At 56.2% G+C, this 18,951-nt stretch carries 16 protein-coding genes and 1 pseudogene; 12 read left to right on the top strand and 5 right to left on the bottom strand.

Features of this window, described 5'->3' with window-relative positions:
* Entirely contained in the window at window positions 1-1,797 is a 1,797-nt protein-coding gene (locus ACR3EQ_RS01185) for an IlvD/Edd family dehydratase (RefSeq protein WP_170614488.1), read from the bottom strand.
* Window positions 1,794-2,219 carry an SDR family oxidoreductase gene (locus ACR3EQ_RS01180; protein WP_480489589.1) on the bottom strand — a complete coding sequence of 142 codons (426 nt, stop codon included), beginning with the start codon at window positions 2,217-2,219 and terminating at the stop codon, window positions 1,794-1,796. Before ACR3EQ_RS01180 ends, ACR3EQ_RS01185 begins: the two co-directional genes overlap by 4 nt.
* A 407-nt stretch (window positions 2,220-2,626) precedes the next feature.
* On the opposite strand from ACR3EQ_RS01180, the gene ACR3EQ_RS01175 reads away from it, so the two are divergent.
* Window positions 2,627-3,514: an NAD(P)-dependent oxidoreductase gene (locus ACR3EQ_RS01175; protein ID WP_480489588.1), complete on the top strand. Its 888-nt coding sequence runs from the start codon at window positions 2,627-2,629 to the stop codon at window positions 3,512-3,514.
* 29 nt (window positions 3,515-3,543) lie between these two features.
* Window positions 3,544-4,479 (top strand): D-erythronate dehydrogenase, encoded by a 936-nt coding sequence (denD, locus tag ACR3EQ_RS01170; RefSeq protein ID WP_480489587.1) that lies wholly within the window; start codon window positions 3,544-3,546, stop codon window positions 4,477-4,479.
* Here the strand turns inward: denD and ACR3EQ_RS01165 are convergent.
* Window positions 4,476-5,126 (bottom strand): GntR family transcriptional regulator, encoded by a 651-nt coding sequence (locus ACR3EQ_RS01165; protein WP_170815678.1) that lies wholly within the window; start codon window positions 5,124-5,126, stop codon window positions 4,476-4,478. The genes denD and ACR3EQ_RS01165 overlap by 4 nt on opposite strands.
* A 198-nt stretch (window positions 5,127-5,324) precedes the next feature.
* Between ACR3EQ_RS01165 and ACR3EQ_RS01160 the strand changes: the two genes are divergently transcribed.
* The 10 genes and pseudogenes from ACR3EQ_RS01160 to ACR3EQ_RS01115 all read left to right on the top strand — a co-directional run bounded on the left by ACR3EQ_RS01160 (window position 5,325) and on the right by ACR3EQ_RS01115 (window position 16,329).
* A complete protein-coding gene (locus ACR3EQ_RS01160; RefSeq protein WP_170376099.1) occupies window positions 5,325-6,338 on the top strand; it encodes a TRAP transporter substrate-binding protein in 1,014 nt (337 codons plus the stop codon).
* 79 nt (window positions 6,339-6,417) lie between these two features.
* Window positions 6,418-7,587 carry a mandelate racemase/muconate lactonizing enzyme family protein gene (locus ACR3EQ_RS01155; protein ID WP_170614484.1) on the top strand — a complete coding sequence of 390 codons (1,170 nt, stop codon included), beginning with the start codon at window positions 6,418-6,420 and terminating at the stop codon, window positions 7,585-7,587.
* A 16-nt stretch (window positions 7,588-7,603) separates the two neighbouring features.
* A complete protein-coding gene (locus tag ACR3EQ_RS01150) occupies window positions 7,604-8,446 on the top strand; it encodes a TRAP transporter small permease subunit (RefSeq protein WP_480489586.1) in 843 nt (280 codons plus the stop codon).
* The gene (locus ACR3EQ_RS01145; RefSeq protein WP_170614483.1) at window positions 8,446-10,068 is read left to right on the top strand and encodes a TRAP transporter large permease subunit; all 1,623 of its coding nucleotides are present in this window, start codon (window positions 8,446-8,448) and stop codon (window positions 10,066-10,068) included. Before ACR3EQ_RS01150 ends, ACR3EQ_RS01145 begins: the two co-directional genes overlap by 1 nt.
* 10 nt (window positions 10,069-10,078) lie before the next feature.
* Window positions 10,079-11,029: a phytanoyl-CoA dioxygenase family protein gene (locus ACR3EQ_RS01140; protein WP_480489585.1), complete on the top strand. Its 951-nt coding sequence runs from the start codon at window positions 10,079-10,081 to the stop codon at window positions 11,027-11,029.
* Window positions 11,030-11,053: 24 nt separating this feature from the next.
* Window positions 11,054-12,556: a UxaA family hydrolase gene (locus ACR3EQ_RS01135; protein ID WP_480489584.1), complete on the top strand. Its 1,503-nt coding sequence runs from the start codon at window positions 11,054-11,056 to the stop codon at window positions 12,554-12,556.
* Window positions 12,553-13,557 carry a Gfo/Idh/MocA family protein gene (locus ACR3EQ_RS01130; RefSeq protein ID WP_170614480.1) on the top strand — a complete coding sequence of 335 codons (1,005 nt, stop codon included), beginning with the start codon at window positions 12,553-12,555 and terminating at the stop codon, window positions 13,555-13,557. The genes ACR3EQ_RS01135 and ACR3EQ_RS01130 overlap by 4 nt, the downstream gene beginning before the upstream one ends.
* Window positions 13,558-13,657: 100 nt before the next feature.
* Window positions 13,658-14,584 (top strand): annotated as a pseudogene (locus tag ACR3EQ_RS01125) (NAD(P)-dependent oxidoreductase); the annotation flags it as partial.
* A gap of 3 nt (window positions 14,585-14,587) precedes the next feature.
* Window positions 14,588-15,469: a DMT family transporter gene (locus tag ACR3EQ_RS01120; protein WP_170614479.1), complete on the top strand. Its 882-nt coding sequence runs from the start codon at window positions 14,588-14,590 to the stop codon at window positions 15,467-15,469.
* Window positions 15,466-16,329, top strand: coding sequence for a sugar kinase (locus tag ACR3EQ_RS01115; protein WP_170614478.1), 864 nt, complete (start codon window positions 15,466-15,468; stop codon window positions 16,327-16,329). Before ACR3EQ_RS01120 ends, ACR3EQ_RS01115 begins: the two co-directional genes overlap by 4 nt.
* Here ACR3EQ_RS01115 and ACR3EQ_RS01110 read toward each other — a convergent pair.
* Both ACR3EQ_RS01110 and uxaC read right to left on the bottom strand, forming a co-directional pair.
* Entirely contained in the window at window positions 16,319-17,512 is a 1,194-nt protein-coding gene (locus ACR3EQ_RS01110) for a mannitol dehydrogenase family protein (RefSeq protein ID WP_170614477.1), read from the bottom strand. The genes ACR3EQ_RS01115 and ACR3EQ_RS01110 overlap by 11 nt on opposite strands.
* Window positions 17,513-18,856: a glucuronate isomerase gene (gene uxaC / locus ACR3EQ_RS01105; RefSeq protein WP_170614668.1), complete on the bottom strand. Its 1,344-nt coding sequence runs from the start codon at window positions 18,854-18,856 to the stop codon at window positions 17,513-17,515.
* Between the last annotated feature and the right edge of the window lie 95 nt (window positions 18,857-18,951).

Raw genomic sequence — 18,951 nt, 5'->3', positions numbered from 1 at the left:
TTAGTGATTGTCGCGTGGCATGAAGCCTCGCGCGATATCGCGGTAGTTTTCTGCACCCTTGAGCGTCATACCGCGATCCAAACGATCTACTTTTTCGCGGAATATTTCCTGCCACGGGGATTGGTTGGGCGGCATTGCATACCCACCCTTTGCCTCCAGATCGCGGGCGCGTTCATGCAGTTCTTCAAGCGAAACCAGCATATCTGCAGTGCCTTTGCCAAGATCGATGCGCAGTCGGTCGCCATTTCGCACCAAGGCCAACCCACCACCCTCTGCAGCCTCGGGTGAAGCATTCAGGATAGACGGGCTTCCTGATGTACCGGATTGCCGTCCATCACCGATGCAAGGAAGGGCTTCGATGCCTTGCTTCAACAAATATGCGGGCGGCCGCATGTTCACGACCTCTGCAGCACCTGGGTATCCTTTTGGTCCTGCTCCGCGCATAATCAGAATACAGTTTGCGTCGATGTTTTCTGCGGGATCATCGATCCGATGGTGAAAGTCCTCAGGCCCATCAAACACAACTGCCCTACCCTCAAATGCATTAGGATCATTCGGGTTCGACAGGTAGGTCTCTCGAAATGCCTTTGAGATCACAGATGTCTTCATAATCGCGCTTTCGAACAGGTTGCCCGAGAGATTGATGAACCCCGCCTGTTGCTTAACCGGGTTACCGACTGGCTTGATTACTTCGCTATCCAGCGACCGGCGCGCCGAGCAATTATTGCCCATTGTATTGCCGTTCACCGTTATCGCATCGGGATGCGGCAGCAATCCAGCATCAAGAAGCTCTCCGACGACCGCGGGAACACCCCCAGCCTGTTGGTAATCTTCGCCCAGATACTCACCCGCAGGCTGCATGTTAACCAACAGTGGAACGTCGTGGCCAAGTTTCTGCCAGTCGTCGTTGTTCAATGGAACATCAAGATGCCGGGCGATTGCATTCAGGTGGATTGGCGCGTTCGTCGATCCACCAATCGCAGAGTTGATAACAATCGCATTCTCAAAAGCCTGACGTGTCATGACATCGCTGGGGCGTAGATCCTCCCAGACCATGTCCACAATACGTTTACCGGTTTCATAGCTGATTTGACCGCGCTCTCTATACGGGGCTGGTATGGCTGCTGATCCAGGCAATTGCATACCCAAGGCTTCAGCAAGCGAATTCATGGTCGTTGCTGTTCCCATCGTATTGCAATAACCCACCGAAGGTGCTGCGGCGGCTGCAATTTCCATGAACTCGTCGGTGTCGATTTCGTCAGCCGCAAGGTCTTCGCGCGCTTTCCAGATAACCGTGCCCGATCCGGCGCGTTCACCTTTCCACCAACCGTTCAGCATTGGACCAACTGACAAGGCAATCGCTGGGATGTTGACAGTCGCAGCGGCCATGAGAAGTGCGGGAGTAGTCTTGTCGCAACCAATGTTCAGAACAACGCCATCAATCGGATACCCAAATAGACTCTCAACCAAGGAGAGATAAGCCAGATTGCGGTCAAGTGAGGCCGTTGGCCGTTTGCCGGTCTCTTGTATCGGGTGGACCGGTATTTCGATGCACGTTCCCCCGGCGGCGATGATTCCGTCGCGAACGCGTTTGGACAACTCGATATGATGCCGGTTGCAGGGGCTCAAATCACTGCCAGTCTGAGCAATGCCAATGATCGGTTTGCCTGATTGCAGCTCTGCACGGGTCAACCCGTAATTCAGGTATCTTTCCAGATACAATGCAGTCATTTCAAGGTTCTCGGAATTCATAAACCACTTGCGAGATCGCAGATCGTCCTTTGATACTTTTGTCATTGGGCTGACCAACCTCCGTCAATTTTATGTGTCTGTACTGTGGTGCATGCACTCTCAACCCATGCCGGATAGACGATCAATGCAGCAATCTCTTCCGCTTTCGCTACACGCCCGGCAGACTGAGGCGCCACGAATTGAGCAAGCGCTTCTTCTCTGCTGCCCAGCTGCTCTCCCAGCGCATCTACGCGGTCACGCCTGCTGGGACTCTCGACTGTTCCAGGGCAAGTACAATTGCACCGAATTTCTCGCACTATTAAATCCACCGTCACCGATTTCGTCACCCCAACAACGGCAGCCTTTGTCGTGCGCACCATTGAGCGCAGATTGTGGTCCATGGCGAAATCCCTTTCACCATCCGCTGCATCAAGAATAGTTCCGTGATGCACGAGCCCGTCGCCGTTGAACAAAACATCTGGCTTCAATCGCGCGACCCCATGATGAATACTGCTATTAGCGCCACATTCATCTCGAAAATTTCGTGATTTTCGAGATTCTGACCGCGAATCGAATTTAGATTTTTGGAGTTTATATCCGTCGCATAGTCTTTCGCACCCCTTCTTGCCGATGCAATCGTGCTTGCAATTCTGATCCTTTGTGAGGTGGCTATGGCTAGGTCGTGCTTCTCCTTAAGTCTTTCTAACATATAAATATTCCGACTCATAAGGTGGCGGTTGAACACGTGTTATTTCGTTCCACAGATCAACCGGAAAGCAAAGAAACCTTGGCGGTTTAGCAACGACTTCTGGCATGTGGGCCCAGAGCCGTTAGCGTATGACAGAGATTTTGGTTTGGCCATAACCATGCGTGGCGCACCTTGGGAAGGACGTAGATGATGAGCAAGCAGTTCAAAGTGGCTCTGTTGGGAACCGGCCTGATGGGTGCCCCCATGGCGCGGAATATTTTGCGCGCCGAATTTCCGCTCACTGTTTGGAACCGCAGCTTGGAAAAGGCAAAACCGTTGACAGCAGAAGGCGCGAAATTGGCGGAAACTGCGCCGCTGGCGATTTCGGGTGCAGACGTAATAATAACCATGCTCTCGGATGGATACGCGGCCGGCGCGCTACTTTCTGATGAGGCTTTCCGCGAACAACTCAAACCGGGGATGATCTGGATTGATATGTCCAGCGCCAAACCCGAACACGCCAGAGAGCAATCCGCGCAATTGTCCTCGATGGGGGTGCAGCATCTGGATGCCCCGGTTTCCGGCGGCACCATGGGTGCAGAAGCTGGCACCCTCGCGATCATGGTCGGTGGCGATCAGGGCGTTATGGAGCGTGTGCGACCGGTTCTGACAGCAATGGGCCGCCCTGTGCATGTTGGCCCAAGTGGTTCTGGTCAATTGTGCAAATTGGCCAATCAAACAATTGTCGCTGTGACGATATCGGCTGTCGCCGAAGCGACACTACTGGCTCAACAAGGCGGTGCAGACCCCACCGCGTTGAGGGCCGCACTTAAGGGGGGCTTTGCGGATAGCGTTATATTACAACAACATGGCGAACGCATGTCTGATGGAAATTTTGCACCCGGAGGTTTGTCTAAGTTGCAAATAAAGGATTTGGACAACACACTAGAGGAAGCGCACAGCCTTGGCGTTGAGCTACCCAGCACCCAATCTGTGCGCGATCGTTTCGATTATTTGATAAACGAAATGGATGGGGCCGAGCTGGATCATTCGGCTTTGTATCTGGAACTCAAAAAACGGAATGGAATGCTGTGACGCGGGTACTTGTTATAGGCGGTGGAGGAATGCTGGGCCAGAAACTGGCCCATCGCATTTCGACCCAAGAAACTTTTGGAGCAGATGCCCAAATCTCACTGTTCGATCTCTCATTCCCGCACGACAGTGCGCCAGGTAAGCAAATTGTGGGGAACTTGGCTGCGTCAGGCACCGCCAGGTCCATTGCAGCTCAGCGTCCGGACGTCATATTCCACCTTGCAGCCATCGTTTCAGGCCAAGCTGAAACAGACTTTGCGTTGGGCTGGGATGTCAATCTTATGGCGACCTGGGCACTGCTGAACGCACTCAAGGATGAACACGAGGCATCAGGAGGCGAGTACACGCCTCGTCTGGTTTTTGCCTCGTCCATAGCAGTTTTCGGGGCACCGTTCCCGGACAAGATAAGCGATGAGTTCCTCTCGGCACCTTTGACCAGTTACGGAGCGCAGAAAGCGGCCTCTGAATTGATGATCACGGATTTCAGCAGGAAAGGATACTTCGACGGTATTTCCTTGCGCTTGCCCACCTTGTGTGTACGCCCAGGCAAAGCGAACGCTGCCGCTTCGTCCTTCTTTTCAGGTATAATCCGCGAGCCATTGAATGGGGTTGAGGCTGTCTTGCCTGTTGCCGAAACTGTTCGCCACTGGCACGCCAGCCCCTGCGCCGCCGCGACTTTTTTGACCCATGCTGCAACAATGGACACGCAGCTTTTGGATGACAGACGCGCGTTGAACATGCCGGGCGTAAGTTGCACCGTCGCCGAACAAATCGAAGCGCTGCGCGCCGTGGCCGGCAAAGATGCAGTTGGCCTAATCAAGCGAGAACCCGACGAGGCAATCGAACGGATAGTCAAGAATTGGCCCCGCGACTTTCAAACGGATCGCGCTCTGGAGTTGGGGTTCGAGGCGGAAACAAGCTTCGACGAGATCATTCAGGTGTACTTGGAAGACGATTTTCGGCTTTAGTCGCCCATCGTCTTTCCAGTTAGGTGGCGTTTCAGATGATCGTGAATTTTCTCGCGTGTTAAATGCTCATCCCCTGACAATGCTGCCTCCAGGATATCGGCATGGTGTCTTATGTTCTGAGAAATGAACTCAAAGTTCCGGTCTGCCACCATCAATTGCTGTCTGAACTGCGCGTAAACTCGGCTATGCATTTGTTTTAAGGTTTCCGAGCCGCAGGCGGAAATAAGCGTTTGGTGAAACTCCCTCTCCGAGGCAAACCATATCTCGATAAGGCCGCTCGGGTCATTTGCGGCGTGTATGCGTTTTTCGATATGGCTAAGTTTGTGATGCGCGGCCGTCAGTCTTGCTTCCCAATCCACCCCGCCACTACGGATCGACATCGCGGTACCTTCGGCCTCTAACAAAACACGGACATGTGTCAATTCGATAAGCTTCTGCGGCGAACGCATTGGCACGCGGAAACCTTTTTGTTCCTGAAAGTCCACCAATCCAACAGCGGACAAACGAAAAAGGACTTCGCGAACTGCACTCGCAGAACAGCCATACTCTTTACGTAATTCTTCGGCCCGCACCTTGGCTCCATGCTCGAATCCATTCGAGATGAGACGCATCTTAAGATTTTGATAAATATCGACTTCTTCTTTCATCCCGGTATGCGCCTTCAAATTTTGTCCAAGTAGGGTACTAAGCCTATTTTCGAATTTACGCAAGAATCTCGAAATTTTTAGAAATTTCAAATTCTTCTTGTTGCATTCGATTCGTCGGCTTAACGTTTATCTGCGTGACGGCAAAGGAGGCGGCAAGATCTCCCTCTCCGCGCAACGCTCAACGTCTGGGAGGACAATATGAAAATAGTCAAGACAGCGGCCGTGGCGGCCGTAGCCACGACAATGGCAGCCGGTTTCGCGATGGCTGAAACCACGAAGCTTAGAATTCAAACCCATTTTTCGCCCGAAACTCTGTCTGGCCAGATGGCTGCAAAATTCGTTGAAGACATTCAGGAGATGTCGAACGGCGAAATCGAAGTTGAGATGTTCTATTCCTCTTCGGTGGTCAAATCAGTTGAAACCTTCGATGCCGCAGCTACCGGAATTCTGGATTGCGACATGACAGGCGGTGGCTACCAGACCGGTAAAAATCCTGCCTTTCAGTTTGCGGGCGACCTGCTCGGCGGGTATCAGAACCCATATCAGCAAATGGCTTGGCTTCTTCATGGCGGCGGAAGAGAAGCTGTAAATGATCTATACAACGGCTACGATATGGAATTCATCGGATGGTGGATTCCCGGGCCAGAGTCGCTGTCTTCGACCAAGCCAATTGCAAAAGTGGAAGACTTCAAAGATTGGAAGTTCCGCTCGCCTCCAGGCCTAGCAACCAAGGTATTCGCGGAACTTGGTGCTTCTCCGATCGTGATGGACTTCAACGAAATCTTCACGGCTTTGGAAACCGGCATCATTGATGGTGCGGATGCTGCGAACCTGACGAACAACGTGGGTCTGGGTCTGTACGAGATCGCAGGTCACACAAACTATCCCGGTTTCCACTCGATGCCCGCAGATCACCTCGCCTGTCGCAAAGACGTTTGGGAAGCGATGCCTGCGCACCATAAGAAGATCATGGAAGTCGCAATGGATAGCTTGGCATTGCACAATGCGACCATCAACGAAGTGCAGAACGCTCAGACTGCAAAAGACCTGAAAGCAAAGGGTGTTCAGTTGTACGAATGGACGCCTGAAGATCTGGCAGCCTATCGCGCGGCCGTTCAGGTCGGTTGGACTGAGTTCGCAACGACCCCTGAAGCACAGGCGCTGCTGGAAAGCCACATCAACTTCCTGCGTGACCTGGGCGCAATGCAGTAGTTAGGCCGCGACCGACTTACGACACACGGAAAGGCCGCACTAGCGGCCTCTCCGGATCGGTGCCGGGATCCAGAGCTTCATGAAAATCACCAGAATAATAAGTCACGTACTACAATACGAAATGCCGGAAGTTCTGGGCTACTCGCAACAGTATTATGACAAGCGCACAACCCATCTGGTTGAGGTTCAGACAGATGAAGGGGTAACCGGTTGGGGGGAGTGCTTCGGCCCCGGAAACGTAGCTATTGCCAACAAATCCATCGTGGAAAAGGTAATCCAGCCAATGGTCCTTGGCATGGACCCTTTGGACAAAGACGTGATCTGGCACAAGGTGTACAACCTTTTGCGAGACCATGGCCAAAGCGGAATGCCAATACAGGCTTTGTCCGGTGTGGACATCGCACTTTGGGACATCACCGGCAAAGTCTCTGGCCTCCCCCTCCATAAGCTTGTCGGCGGCGCGCATCGCACAAGCGTTCCTTGCTACGGCTACGGCATGATGCTCCGGGATGAACCGATTGCCAATCTGGCCAGCCGTTTTGAGGATGAAGCCTCAAAGATCAAGGAGATAGGATTCACCGCCACCAAAATGAAAACGGGCTTTGGCCCGAAGCCTGATGTGAAGCTGTGCGAAGCAGTTCGACGCGGGGTTGGTGATGACTTTCCATTCATGGTCGATGCAAACCATGCCTATACGACTTCGGACGCATTTTTTGTCGGTCGGGCGCTGGAAGAACTGGACGCATACTGGTTTGAAGAACCCGTCGCGCCAGAAGACATGGGCGGATACCGCGAACTGCGTACTTCGCTGAAAGTCAACATCTCGGGCGGTGAGGCGGTATTCAATCGCTGGGCCTGGCGCAATCTTCTTGAAAATCGCGGCATCGATATAGCGCAGCCAGAAGTATGCGCTTTGGGCGGTGTTTCAGAGTATCTCAGGGTACTGGCCCTATGCCACGCCCATTTCACTCCAGTCGTAAATCACGTCTGGGGTAGCGCCATCGCTGTCACAACTAATCTGCATTTACTGGCGGCCATGCCCGCAATTCCAGGCGGCTTGCACCCATGGGAGCCGATGCTGGAGTTCGACACAACGGACAACAAGTTTCGGGACGATCTGCTGACCGTACCGCTGGAAATTCAAAATCAGGTCAAGGCCAACAACGGCCGTGTAATGATCCCGACTGGCCCCGGACTGGGTGTCGAGCCGGATCGAGACTTTATCGATCACTACAGGATCGAAGGATAGGGACGAGGGTTACGCGATGCACAAGAATTCAGGCGGACCAATTGAATGGCTCATACCGTTGGCCTTCGTCGCGACTGCCAGTTGGCTTGTTTGGCACCTTCCAGCGTTCCTATTGGATTGGCTACCTTACACCTCTGAATCCCTCAAAAGTCAGGTAACAGAAATATATCTGCGCAGCGACATCACGCCTGAATTGTCTGGCGTGTTCAGTGGGTATGTCGACATCATCGACGTGGCCGCGCTCGTCCTTCTGCCGTTTCTTGCAGTGATAGGTACCAAGACCGTGCGCCCAGCGACGATGGAGTTCGAAGGCTCGACGTTTATGGATCGTTTCGCCCTGTTCATAGGCCGAGTGACGATGATGATGGTCGCAATCATGACGGTCGTCATGCTCTACGAAGTTTTCATGCGCTATATCCTGGAAAAGCCGACCGAGTGGGCGAATGAAATGACACTCTGGTTCGCCAGCTTTGTGTTTTTGATGTCTGGCTACTACGCCATGCAGCAACGCAGTCACATTCGAATATTCCTGCTTTACGACGCAGTTCCACGATGGCTTCAGCGTGTTTTTGATACGGTTTCGACAATACTGATCGTGCTGTTTGCCTTCTTTTTGGTCTACGGCAGCTACAATCAGGTGTTCGTCAACAAGCTCTATAAATGGGAGCTTTATGGCTCTGCATTCAACCCTCCGATCCCTGCGACGTTGCAGCCGATGGTGCTGATCGTGATTACGCTCGTCGCAATGCAAGCAATTTTGAACTTGATCGCGGATTGGAACAAAGAACCGGAAATCCACACAGATGAACCGGACGAAGACGAAATTGAAATGATCAAACGAGCGGTGGGACAAGACTGATGGATATTGGAACAATCTCGCTCATCCTGATGGTCGCCCTGATCGTGCTCCTGGCGATCGGAATGCCCTTGGGTCTGGCCTCTGCTTCTCTTGCGGTTCTGGTTCTTGTCCTGAAGTTCGAGCCGACACTGCTTTTGAACCCGTTTTCATTCGGCGACGGGGTTCTCACCGGTCGGCCAGGCACTGGGCCGCTCTATATATTGGCGCAGAAGATATACGGGCTCTTAACGGACTACGTGCTCATATCAGTGCCATTGTTTATCTTTATGGCGTCGCTGCTAGAGCGATCCGGGATCGCGCGTGACATGTATTCGTCGTTGAATGTCTGGCTGTCCAGAACACGCGGCGGCATCGCAATCGTGACCTCGATCATGGCGGTGATCATGGCGGCCATGTCCGGTATCATCGGTGGTGAAGTTGTCCTGCTGGGCCTTATCGCCCTGCCCCAGATGCTGCGCCTTGGCTATGATCAGAATCTCGCCATCGGCGTCATCTGCGCCTCGGGGTCGCTGGGGACCATGATCCCTCCCTCGATCGTTCTGATCATCTATGGGCTGATCACCGAAACCTCGATCAAATCGCTGTTCACCGCGTCTTTCATTCCCGGTTTCATGCTGGCCTCGATGATCATCCTGTACATCATCATCCGCACGCAGTTGAATCCTCATCACGCTCCGCTGCCGGAACCGGACCCAAACGACCCAGAACCGGCCGAAAAACGCAAATTGTTTGGGGCCTTCATGAGCATCGTTGTCGCCGGATTTTCCACCGTTCTGTTTGTCCGGGCCGCGTTTTTCGAGCTCTCAGGCTCGAACGCTGCCAGCCAGGGCGAGCCAGCGAGGCTGGGAACGGCTGACTACCTGCCCTGGTTTGCCGGCATCACGATCGTCGCCCTTCTGCTGATATTCTTCGTCTTTGGCAGAGCGCGCGCTAAAATCGGGTGGGAAATGGGCAAAGGCCTCGTCGCGCCGCTGGTCGTCATCGGCGTCGTGCTCGGCTCGATCTATGGCGGGATCACAGGCATCACCGAGGCTGCTGGCATGGGCGCCTTCGCCGTTCTGATCATCGCCATCCTGCGGGGTGAGGGATCGTTAGAGCTGGTTTGGGACAGCTTGATGCGGACGCTCAAATCCACAGGCACCATCATCTGGGTTACGATCGGGGCCGCCGCGCTGGCGGGTGCCTACACCATAGCTGGCGGCCCCCAATACGTGGCCGACCTGATCGTCGGCCAGGAGCTGCCGACCATGCTGGTCATTCTGGTGATGATGCTGATCTTGCTGTTCATGGGCGCATTCATGGATTGGGTCGGCATTGTGCTGTTGATCATTCCGGTCTTTCTGCCGATCGTCCTGCGCCTTCCCATCGAGGAAATCGGAATCTTTGGCCAGTTGGAGCCGAGTCATGTCGCCATCTGGTTCGGTGTCGTGTTCTGTATGAACATGCAGGTCAGCTTTCTCTCGCCCCCTTTTGGCCCGGCCGCGTTCTACCTGAAGTCGGTGGCCCCGCCGCATATCAGTCTGACGGATATCTTCCGCGGCTTCCTGCCATTCATCGGGATCCAGTTGCTGGCGCTTTCCGTCCTTCTGATCTGGCCGGGCATCATCGCGCTGCTGTTGTGAGGTCGCACCCATGCTGACACAAGATCAGATTGGCAAGTTCCAGACGGACGGACACCTCGTGGTCGAGGATGTAATTCCCAGCGATGTGCTGGATCGGGTACAGGCCGAATACTCGGATGTCCTGAACCGGCTCTATGACGGTTGGTACGAAAAAGGGCTGGTCAAGGACGAACCTTCAGGAATGACTTTTTGGGACAAACTCCTGTGCGCCTATCAAGCCGGTTGCGACTATTTCCAGCCGCTGGACATCTCGTTGCCCGGCGATCGGATCATGGCGAAAACACCGTTCCATATCGGGCCCGCAGTGTTCGACTTGCTGACGGCCCGGCCCATGCTTGACATTGTCGAGCAGTTGATCGGGCCAGAGCTGGTTAGCAATCCGATCCAGCACGTTCGGTTGAAGCCCCCTGCCCTCAAGCTGTCCAAGGACGAGGTTCGCGCGCATATCACCGCAACAGACTGGCATCAGGACCGGGCGGTTGCGCTAGAGGATGCGGACCAGACCGACATGGTCACTGTGTGGATTGCCGTCAACGATGCAACGGTCGAAAACGGCTGCCTACAAGTGTTGCCAAAGGCACAGGACCAATCCATTCTGCCGCATTGCGCGCGAACGCAGACAGGCATTGCCGACGGGTTCATCGACGAAGGCCGAGCTGTGCCCCTTCCTGTCAAGGCGGGCGGGATCATCCTGTTTCACCCTCTGACGCCACATGCTTCGCTGGTCAATGAAACGGACCGGTTCCGCTGGTCGTTCGACATCCGCTTCAGTGCGGCGGGCCAACCCACCGGTCGAGATCATTTCCCCAGCTTCATCGCAAGATCCAGATCGCGCCCCGAAACCGAGCTGCGAGATTGGCGTGTCTGCAAGGCAAATTGGGAGGCGGCGCGGGCAAGGCTGTCCGGACAGCCGCATATAGATATTCACCGGTGGACATCGGACTCGCCGTTCTGCGCCTAGCTGCTGCCTCCAGGAAAGCTGACTATGACATTTGTACGTTTAGATCGAACGGATAGCGTGGTGGTTGCAACTCGGCCCCTGGAGGTCGGCAGTATGGTCGAAGATGTCACGACCAATGCGCGCATCCCCTCGGGACACAAGGTCGCCACGCGGAATGTTGCACCCGGCGATCCCGTCAGAAAATACGCCCAGATCATCGGTTACGCCACCCAGCCGATCGAACCCGGCGACCATGTGCACACCCACAATATCGAGTTCCGCAACATCAGCGTGGACTACGAGTTTGCGACGGATCACAGACCCACGAAACCTGCCACCTCGGTCGATACGTTCATGGGCTACCACCGGGACAGCGGTCGCGTCGGCACACGCAACTACATCGCGGTTCTGACCACCGTGAACTGTTCGGCGACTGCGGCCCGCATGATTGCCAACCACTTCACGCCGGACAAGCTGGCCGAGTTTCCGAACGTCGACGGCGTGGTGGCCTTTGTCCACGGAACGGGCTGCGGAATGGCCGATTCCGGCGACGGTTTCGAAGCTCTTCAACGGGTCATGTGGGGGTTTGCGAAACATCCCAACCACGCTGCCGTTCTGATGGTCGGTCTGGGCTGCGAGATGAACCAGATCGACTGGCTACTGGACGCGTATGGGCTGAAGCAGAGTCCAACCTTCCAGACGATGAACATCCAGAACGTCGCGGGATTGCGCCGGACCGTGGAAATGGGCATCAGCAAGATCAACCAGATACTACCCATTGCCAATGAGGCGCGGCGCAGCGAAGCCCCTGCGTCCGAACTGATGGTTGCGTTGCAATGCGGTGGATCGGACGCTTGGTCAGGTGTGACCGCTAACCCGGCGCTCGGGCATGCCTGCGACCTGTTGGTTGCCCAAGGAGGCACAGGAGTCCTTGCGGAAACGCCCGAAATCTACGGAGCCGAACACCTTTTGACCCGCCGCGCCCTTGGTCGTGCAACTGGGGAAAAACTGATCGGACTGATCGATTGGTGGCAGGACTATACCGCCCGCAATCACGGTTCGATGGACAACAACCCAAGCCCCGGCAACAAGCAAGCCGGTCTGACGACCATCCTTGAGAAGTCGCTGGGGGCAGCGGCGAAGGGCGGAACCACCCCATTGACCGGTGTATTCAAATACGCCGAACCCATCACCGCCAAAGGCTTCACCTTCATGGACAGCCCCGGATATGACCCGGCCTCGGTGACCGGGCAGATCGCGGCCGGATGCAACCTTGTGTGCTTCACCACGGGGCGCGGTTCTGCCTTTGGGTCCAAACCGGCGCCTACGCTGAAGATCGCTACCAACTCTGAGTTGGCAGCGCGCATGGCCGAAGACATGGACGTGGATGCGGGCGACATTCTGACCAAAGGTGCCAGCGTCGAAGAGAAAGGACAGGAAATATACCGACGGCTGCTCCAAGTCGCCTCGGGCGCGCGAACCAAGCCCGAGGCGCAAGGCCTGGGTGACTACGAATTTGTTCCCTGGCAAATCGGAGCGGTGATGTGAAACGGATCCTTGTAGCTGGCGGCGGATTAATCGGAATCCGCCACCTCCGCGCCGTGATTGAGCATCCCGGCTGCATGTTGGTCGGATTGGCCGATCCAGACGGCTCGATCCAGATCGACGCGCCGCGTTTTTCCAGTATGGACGAGGTGAAGGGCCCGGTAGATGGCGTCATCATCGCGACGCCGACCCGCCTGCATGCCGAACATGGCATTCTGGCCGCATCCCGCGGTTGGCACATGCTGATCGAAAAGCCAGTTGCCGCATCTATCGATGATGCCCAGCGCCTTAGAACGGCCGTTCGCCAGGCCGATGTCCGCAGCCTTGTAGGCCACCATCGGCGGTATCACACAACCTTGCAGCGCCTGAAAGAGGTGATCGTGCAAGGTACGATCGGACAAGTCATCAACGTCTCGTTGCTGTGGGCCATGCGCAAACCCGAGAGCTATTTTGAACAGAACTGGCGGACGTCTGATGGCAGTCCAGTCATGATCAATCTGGTGCATGATATCGATGTCTTGCGCTTTGTGATCGGTGAAATCTCAGATGTCGTCGCCCTGCCCGGCGCGTCAATCCGCGGATCAGATCGCATAGAGAGCGGGGCTGTTGCGATCGCGTTCGAAAACGGTGCGACGGGCACGATAAGCTTTGCCGACACCGCACCTAGCCCTTGGGGGTTTGAGGCCGGAACCGGCGAGAACCCGAATATCGGCACGACCCACCAGGACATGATGTGGATCACGGGAACCAGCGGCGCTGTCAGTTTTCCCTCCATGACCCTGTGGCGTGGAAAGGATTGGGGCACTCCGGCCCAGAAAGACCAACTTACACGACCGGAACAACAACGCGCACCGCTTGAAGCGCAACTGGATCACTTCCTTGACGTGATCAACGGCGCCCCTCCACTAATCGACGTGGAGGATGCAGCCCGGACGCTCGAGGTCACATCATGGATCGAACATGAGCTCAAGGCGCGAACAGCTCGAGCGCGGGCACCGGCGTGATGGCCATGCGGCCCGGCAAAATTCCGGACCACTCAAAAACCAATGATTATCCGCCGGGCAATGTGAGCATTCAAACTGCAAAGCCGCCCGCGCCAGACACAAGAATGAAAACCAGACACATTCACGGAAAGGGAAACCAATGAGCAAACCATCAATCGGGTTTATCGGCTTGGGACTAATGGGCGGAGCCATGGTGAGCCGACTGTTGGACCAAGGATACTCGGTCGCTGTATTGGGAAACCGCGACCGCACATACCTGGACGCCGCGATAGACCGGGGCGCCCGCGAGATGCGAAACGCCCAAGAGCTGGCTGAGGCCAGCGACATCGTGATGCTGTGCATGGGCACCTCCGAACAGGTCGAGAGCCGGATGCGCGGCGCAGATGGAGTGATTGCGGGATTGAAACCCGGAGCAATCGTCATCGACTTTGGCACCTCGCTTCCAGGCAGCACACGCGCCTTGGCCGAGGAGGTTGCCGCTGCTGGCGGAAGCTATCTGGATGCGCCGCTTGGCCGGACGCCATCGCACGCGCTCGAAGGCAAGCTCAACATTATGACGTCCGGCAACAAGGCTGCCTTCGACAAGGCCGAGCCGACACTGAAGGATTTGGGTGAAAACGTCTTTTACCTTGGCCCCGTTGGGTCCGGACACACGATCAAGCTGATCAACAACTTCTTCGGAATGACCGTTGCGAACGCGATGGCCGAAGCGTTTGCCATGGCAGATATCACCGGAGTTGACCGCAAGCAGGTGTATGACGTTATGGCCGCAGGGCCGCTGCATTCCGGAATGATGGATTTCGTCAAAGCCTACGGAGTCGAGAATGATCCAAACCAGCTGGCCTTTGCCATCAAGAACGCGGCAAAAGACCTCGGGTATTATGACCGTATGGCACGCGATGCAGGCGTCACCAGCGTGATGTCGCAGTGCGCGCTTTCGGCGCTAAATGACGCGCGCGACCACGGTCAGGCGGATGACATGGTTAGCCAGATGGTTGACTACTACGTCAAGCGTTTCAACACCTGATCGATGGCTGTCACCGCCAACCCCAATGCGGACCTGCCGCGCCTTGGCATCGTGCTGATGCTGACAGCGTGGCTGTTCTTTTCGCTGGTGGACCTTGGGGCCAAGTGGTTGGCGTTGGCTGGCGTGCCGGCATTTCAGTTGGCGTTCATGCGCTATGCGGGGCACTTTGTGATCTCTGTGGGGGTGATCGCCAAAGGAGGGATTGAGGCCAGCCGCTTCAAGACTGACCATCCATGGCAGGTCATTAGCCGGGCCTTGCTGCTGATCTCGGCAACCGTTTTCAATTTTTATGCCCTGCGGTTTTTGCCTCTAACCGTTGTGTCGGCAATCATGTTCTCAAGCCCGGTCATCGTGTGCTTCCTGTCCGTCTTCGTGTTGAAAGAGAGCGTGGGTCCATGGCGTTGGGCGGCCATCATACTGGGCTTTCTGGGGGTGTTGGTTGTCGTGCGGCCGTTTGGTTCGGCCTTTCATCCGACCATGCTTCTGATCGTTTACAATGCCACCGCGTTGGCTTTGTACTCGATCATGACGCGCAGGCTGTCCGGAGTTGTTGCGGTGGACACCATGCAATTCTACCTCGGGCTTACCGGGACGGTGGTCCTGCTGCCCTTCGCCATCTGGTTTTGGGTCCAGCCGGAAAACACTTGGAGCCTGATAGTCCTGATAAGCCTTGGCGTCTTTGGTTGGTGCGGGCATCAACTGCTGACGAACGCGCATCGATTCGGAACGGCGAACCAGTTGATGCCATTCACCTATTCGTTCCTGATCTACGTTGCGATCTGGGGCTATCTGTTCTTTGACACGGTACCGGACGCATTCACGTTGGCAGGGGCTGCGCTGATCATGGTCGCCGGGCTCATCATCTGGAAAAGAGAAAAGAAATGACGCGAATTGCCTGCATCGGCGAAGCAATGATCGAATTGTCCATGCTGGAAACCGGCGCAAAGGTGGGCGTCGCGGGGGATACGCTGAACACGGCAATCTACATGCACCGCGCCGCTCCTGATCTGCAGGTGGAATATGTGACATGTCTGGGCGACGACCCGTTCTCAGGGCGCATCGCCGACTTTATCGCCAGTCATGGCATCGGGACATCTGGCATCCGCATCATTCCCAACGCTTGTCCGGGACTATACGCGATCACGACATCTGCGGACGGTGAACGCAGCTTTACCTATTGGCGCAGCGAGGCGGCCGCTCGCCAGCTTTTTGCTGATCACGACTTCAGCTCGCTGAAAGGTTACGACGTGCTTTACTTGTCGGGGATTTCCGTGGCCATTCTTCCGCATTCGGTGAGGCTTGCGCTACTGGACTGGCTCGAAGGCACTTCAGCCCGGTTGGTCTATGACAGCAACTTTCGTCCACGTCTTTGGGACAGCGCCGAGCACGCCCGGCAGATCAACCAACGGCTTTGGCAGCGTGCAAATATTGCCCTACCATCCATTGACGACGAGATGGCGCTGTTCGGGGAAAGCGCGGATCAGGTGGCGGCACGCTTTGCCGATCATCACGGTGTCGGTGCCTTGAAACGCGGAGAGAATGGCCCTCTGTCTATCGGCCAGAACATTGACCAAACCTATGAACCTGCCAAAAACGTGCTGGATACCACAGCGGCGGGCGACAGTTTCAACGGTGGGTACCTCGGGGCCTTGCTGACGGGCAAATCACAGGCCGAGGCCCTGATGGCCGGACACAATCTGGCGTCCACCGTTGTTCAGTTCCGCGGCGCGATCATTACTGGATAAGTGGCGCGAGATCCTCAGCACCGACAAGGCCCAAAAGCGGTACTACCGGATCTGGCTGCTTGACAGCCGAGGCGATTTCCAACGCACAAGGATCGTTCAGCGCCCTGCCCTTAGCGGTCTCGGACATGCAATAGGAGATCCAGGCCCGCATCCCTGCAATCACCGCCTGAGAGCCGGTCTCACGGAGCGTAGGAACAAACCGATACGGCAGCTTCTGGCTGCCATCCATCGCGATTTGGTCCAGACGGTGTGCCAGCTCGGGGTTTTCGAAACGGCGCAATAGAGCCTCTGCATAGTCTGGAACTTGTGCTTGCAGTGCAGCGGGCAGCGTTGCGCCCGCATCCTTCATCAACTCGGAAACCAGCGGGCGCAAAACCGGGTCTCGAACCGCTTCGTGGACGCAGGTCAGGCCTCGTTCCAACCCGGCATAAGCCAACAGGGAATGGGCACCGTTCAACATGCGCAGCTTTCGCATCTCGTGCGGGGCTACGTCATCGACCAGTTGCACGCCCGGCCAATCGGGCTGCGGACCGGCGAAACTGTCTTCGATCACCCACTCCGAGAACGCCTCGGTCGGAACGGCCATTGGGTCGCCGCTGATTGCGCGAACGGCGTCCGTTGTGGCCGGGGTAATCCGGTCGACCATCGCGTTGGGGAAGCGAACGGCGCCCCAATCCACGTCCAGACCGGCTGCTTCCGAAAAATCGGCGACTGCCGTTTCGAGCGTATTGCCGTTTTCCATGCGATTGTCGCAGCTTAGCACCGTCACAGGCTTGCGCCGTTCCGCAAGGCCAGAAGCCAAAAACCCGATCAGCGTCGCAGGCCCTTGCCCCGCCAGATCGGCGGCGATCGCAGGGTCCTGAAGGTTCAGCTTGCCGAAGGCGTCCAAGTGATAGCCTTTCTCGGTGACGGTCGCCGAGATGATCTCGGCATCCGCCATCACATCGAAAATCGCCGCGCGATCCACGGGCGCGACCAGAACGTCCCGCAGAGCTTTGATGCGCCGGACGCCCTGCCCCTGTACGCACAGATCGTACTCAAAACCCTGTCGGGCCAATCCATCCCGAACCGAGGATGAACGCAGGCTGACGCCGACAACGTCCCATCCGCCCGCTTGATCGGTGTAGTCCAGCAAATGCGCCCGGGCAAAGTTTCCAAGGCCGAAGTGAAGAATTGTACCCATCTAGCTTTGCAACCCGTAAACCTGTTTCGCCAGGTCGACCGCGAGCAACCGCGCCAAATGCTCGGCACTGTCCCGACCGAAATAGCCGCGAGCAACCTGCTCGGCCAAATGAATCGCCACTCCCCGCCGCCAGAGGTCGTGTCGTGCAGGAATGGACAGAAAAGCCCGCGTGTCGTCATTGAACCCGGCCAGGTTGTAATATCCGGCCGTTTCAACCACCCGGTCGAAATACCGCGCAATCCCGGCCGGGCTGTCGTGGAACCACCAAGGCGGTCCGATCCGAAGGCACGGCCAATGTCCCGCCATAGGGGCAAGTTCACGGGCATAGGTGCTTTCGTCCAATGTGAAGAGTATGATCCGCAGTTCCGGCGAGTTTCCGACCCGTTTCAACAGCGCCTCAAGGCCCGTGACCCAATCCATCGCAACTGGAATGTCGGCCCCCTTGTCCCGTCCGAAGTCCCGCATTACCGCGTCGTTCGTGTTGCGCTTGCTGCCTGCATGTATCTGCATGGTCAGACCATCGTCGACAGACATCTGCGCCATTTCGATCAGCATATGACCATAGAACCGGCGAGCGTCCTGTTCGGTCCCTTCCCGCCGTCTGAGCCGTTTGTACAGCGCATCCGGGTCTTCCAGCCACTCGGACTGCACGCGTTCGATACCGTGGTCGGTAGCCGTACAGCCCAGCTGGATGAAATAAGCCCGCCGCATTCGCAGCGCGTTGAGGTAGCCATCATAGCTGCCCAGATCGCAGCCTGTCAGCTCGGCCAACTTGTTCAGATTCTGTACGAAATCCGGGTCCGCCCCATCCAAAACCCCGTCTGGGCGGAACGTCGGAACAACCCGCCCGCCCCAACCGCTTGCACGGATATCCCGATGCTCCTCGAGACCGTCGAGAGCAGAATCCGTGGTGGCCAGAACCTCAATTCCAAACTTGTCGAACAAAGCCCTCGGGCGAAATTCGGGTCGCGCCAGCTTTTCTGAGATCTTATCGTAAACCTGGTCTGCCGTGCGCGGAGACAACTCCTCTGACACGCCCAGCGTTTCATGCAACACATAGTTCATCCAGATCCGGGATGGCGTTCCCAGAAACAGATGCCAGTGCTCGGCAAAGGTGCGAAAAACGGCGCGAGGATCCTTCTTTCGCCCCTCTTCCCCAACGCCAAGTTCGGACAAGGGAACGCCCTGCGAATAGAGCATACGAAACACGTAATGGTCGGGAACCACCAGCAGCTCTGCCGGGTTGGGAAACGGCTCATCGGTTGCGAACCACCCCGGATCGCAGTGACCATGCGGAGACACGATCGGGAGGTCCTTGATGCCCAGGTACAGGTCTTCTGCCATCCCATTCAAATTACCAGTCAATTCTGCCTCCGATACTGCTGCCCGCAATTGTAAACACAGTTTTTAATGGTTGCATCTTTCCCGTTCGAACCCGC

The sequence above is a fragment of the Ruegeria sp. AN11 genome (genome assembly GCF_056536005.1).
The sequence above is the reverse complement of the archived record's forward strand: the minus strand, read 5'-3'. Positions and strand labels throughout refer to the sequence as shown.